Below are 3,103 nucleotides of genomic sequence, written 5' to 3'. Positions count from 1 at the left end.
TTCGCGATGGTAGCGGCGGCGGTGGTCGTCGCTGCAGTCCAGGGCGTCGGCGCGTTTGCCGGCGGGCAGGGCGCCGCCGCAGTAGCGGCAGGGCCTGCGCCCGGCGGCGCGGGTGCGCTCGGCGCGCTCGGCGGCCAGCTCCTCGGCAACCGGGCCGGGCAGCGGCGCGGGCGGCGCCGCGGGTGGAGGCCCGTCGTCATCGCCGGGGGAGAAGGCGTCCGCCGGGCCGGGCTGCTGCTCGCGCTCGCTCATGCGGAGAAGCGTAACACAACCGTATCGCAATCATACCCGTATCCAAAACTACGGATCGGATACGAGGAAATGGAGATCCTGGTTCTCTCGCACAATTCCAGTTTGGTGGGATGCGCTGATCGCCAGATGTGAGTTCTCATCTTTCTGGCCTGGGGTTTTCTCATCTGCTGTCCGTGGGATTCCCACCTGTCGTCAGTGGCGTGATCCGCAGCCAATGTCGTTCGTCTCTCCCTCCTCCCTCAGGGAACGGCCGCCTTCAGTGCTGATTAGCGATAAGCTGACTTATCGCTAACCAGGGAGTTGATCATGGAAAACCCTATGGACGCCCCCGAACGGCTACCGGAACGCACCCCCGCGCCGCCCGCCCCGCAGGAGCACCTCCTGGAGGGCCGCACAGCCCGGCTGGTCGAAGAGGGCCTGGCCGCCAACACCCGCCTCGCCTACGCCCGCGACTTCGGCGTCTACGCCGCCTGGTGTGCGTCCACCGGCCGCACCCTGCTGCCCGCCACCCCCGCGACCCTGGCCAACTACGTCGCCCACCTGGCCGCCCAGCACTACGCCCCCTCCACCATCGACCGCGCGCTGGCCTGCGTGCTGGCCGCTCACGAGCATGCCGGGCTGGCCAAGCCCGCCACCACCGCGGCCCGGCTGGCCCTGCGCGCCTACCGGCGTGAGCGCGCCCAGCAGGGTCACCGCCCCCGCAGGTCCCCGCCCATCACTGTCGACCGGCTTCGCGCCATGGTCGCCGCCCTGCCCGCCGACACCGCGACCGGATTGCGCGATCGCGCCGTCCTGGTGCTCGGCTTCGCCCTGATGGGCCGCCGCTCCGAGATCACCGACGTGGAGATCGGCGACCTCACCTTCACCGACGACGGGATGGAGGTCTTCATCCCGCTCAGCAAGACCGACCAGGACGCCCATGGCGAACTGGTCGCCATCCCTTACGGCTCACACCCTGAGACCTGCCCGGTCCGGGTGGTCCGCGCCTGGCTGGCGGTACTCGTCGCGTGCGGCATCACCACCGGGGCGCTGTTTCGTGCGATCGATCGCCACGGCGGCATCGCCGGCCGCGACCGCAGGGCGGCCGGCCGCGGCACCCGCGGGCGGCTCAGTCCGCAAACGGTGAACTTGATCGTCAAGCGCGCCGCCGCAGCTGCCGGGCTGGAGCACGCCGACACCTATACCGCGCATGGATTGCGCGCCGGGGGCGCCACCTCCGCCGCCAAGGCCGGCGCGCCCATGTCGGCGATCACCCGCCACGGACGCTGGGCCGACGGCTCGCCCGTCGTCGCCGGCTACATCCGCCAGGCCGACAAGTGGAACGACAACCCGCTGCACGGCATCGGACTCTGACACATTGGCGGCCGTATTAGTGGGTGTTTAGGCCCTATTGGGCCTTTGCCCTGAAGTGTGGACACCTTGAGTACCGGATGATGGAAATCCGGAGACAAGGAGTTCCACGTGGCGATGAAGTCGTATCCGCCGGAGTTCAAGGCGGACGCCGTCGCGTTGTACCTGTCTGATCCAGCGCGGACGTACGCATCGATGGCCCGGGACCTGGGCATCAACCGCGAGACGCTGCGCCTGTGGGTGAAGGAGGCACGCGCGAACGGCACGGCCGGAGCGAAGAAGGCGGCCCCGACCAAGCGGCCGACGGCTGGCCCGCTATCGTCCGACGACGTGCTGGAAGAGGAGAACAAGCAGCTCAAGGCCCGGATTCGGGAGCTGGAGCTGGAGCGCGACATCCTGCGCCGGGCGGCAAAACATTTCGCCGGCGAGACGAACTGGTGAGCCGCTTCGAGTTCGTCGACGACCATCGCAGCGCCTTCGGCGTCAAGCGGCTGTGCCGGGTCTTGAAGGTGTCCCGCTCGGGGTTCTACCGGTGGCTCAAGGCAGCGCCGGCCCGAGCGGAACGGGCTGCGGCCGATGCCGTGCTCGCCGAAGAGATCCGGCAGATCCACTCCGAGTTCGACGCCACCTACGGCAGTCCGCGCGTCACCGCCGAGCTGCGGGCCCGTGGCCGCCCGGTCAACCACAAGCGCATCGCGCGGGTGATGCGCCGCTGCGGGATCGTCGGGCTGCACCTGCGCAAGAAGGTCCGCACCACGGTGCCCGAGCCATCACATCACAAGGTGCCGGACCTGATCCGGCGGGACTTCACCGCGTCGGCTGCGAACCTGCGTTATGTCGGCGACATCACGTACCTGCCCGTCGGTGAGGGCCGGTTCCTGTATCTGGCGACCGTGCTGGATCTGGGCTCACGGCGGCTGGCGGGCTGGTCGATCGCCGATCACATGCGCACCGAGCTGGTGAGCGATGCGCTGCGGGCCGCCGCCGCGACGCGCGGCAGCCTGGCCGGAGCGATCTTCCATGCCGATCATGGAGCCCAGTACACCTCGGCCGAGTTCGCCAGGGTCTGCGCCGAACTCGGGGTGCGCCAATCCATGGGAGCCGTCGGGACCAGCGCCGACAACGCCGCGGCGGAATCGTTCAACGCGACCTTGAAACGCGAGACGCTGCAGGGAGCCAAGCGCTGGTCCTCGCCACGTGAGGCCCGCCTGGCCGTCTTCAGATGGATCACCCGCTACAACACCCGAAGGAGACACTCTGCCCTCGGCTACCTCAGTCCGATCGACTACGAGCAGCAGACCGTCGATAGGGTGCTGCTCGTCGCATAACGACCGGTGTCCACACTTCGGGGCGAGCCCCCGTCATCTCGGCGCGAGCGGCTTCCGCCAGCCACCGGGCCATCTCGTCCTAGGACTGTCCTGAAGATCTCGGTGGTCTGGTCAGGGAGAGTTTCGGGATTCAGACTCGGGTCATGATGGGCCGTCGGAGGGTTCCGGCCGGG

General features: G+C 68.9%; 2 protein-coding genes and 1 pseudogene. 2 read left to right on the top strand and 1 reads right to left on the bottom strand.

Going from position 1 to position 3,103, the window contains the following annotated elements:
- Nucleotides 1-252: pseudogene (locus AB0H75_RS50105) on the bottom strand (hypothetical protein); the annotation flags it as partial.
- Between the two features lie 306 nt (nucleotides 253-558).
- On the opposite strand from AB0H75_RS50105, the gene AB0H75_RS50100 reads away from it, so the two are divergent.
- The gene (locus AB0H75_RS50100; RefSeq protein ID WP_367809172.1) at nucleotides 559-1,605 is read left to right on the top strand and encodes a tyrosine-type recombinase/integrase; all 1,047 of its coding nucleotides are present in this window, start codon (nucleotides 559-561) and stop codon (nucleotides 1,603-1,605) included.
- Nucleotides 1,606-1,713: 108 nt separating this feature from the next.
- Nucleotides 1,714-2,930 (top strand): IS3 family transposase gene (locus AB0H75_RS50095; protein WP_367809170.1). Its coding sequence is split into 2 segments (ribosomal slippage): nucleotides 1,714-2,017 and nucleotides 2,017-2,930, totalling 1,218 coding nucleotides; the frame shifts between segments, so codons are not numbered across the junction.
- Nucleotides 2,931-3,103 lie beyond the last annotated feature (173 nt).

Source organism: Nonomuraea sp. NPDC050783, from assembly GCF_040802095.1.
GTDB lineage: Bacteria > Actinomycetota > Actinomycetes > Streptosporangiales > Streptosporangiaceae > Nonomuraea.
This window is presented reverse-complemented; position numbering and strand designations above follow the sequence as displayed.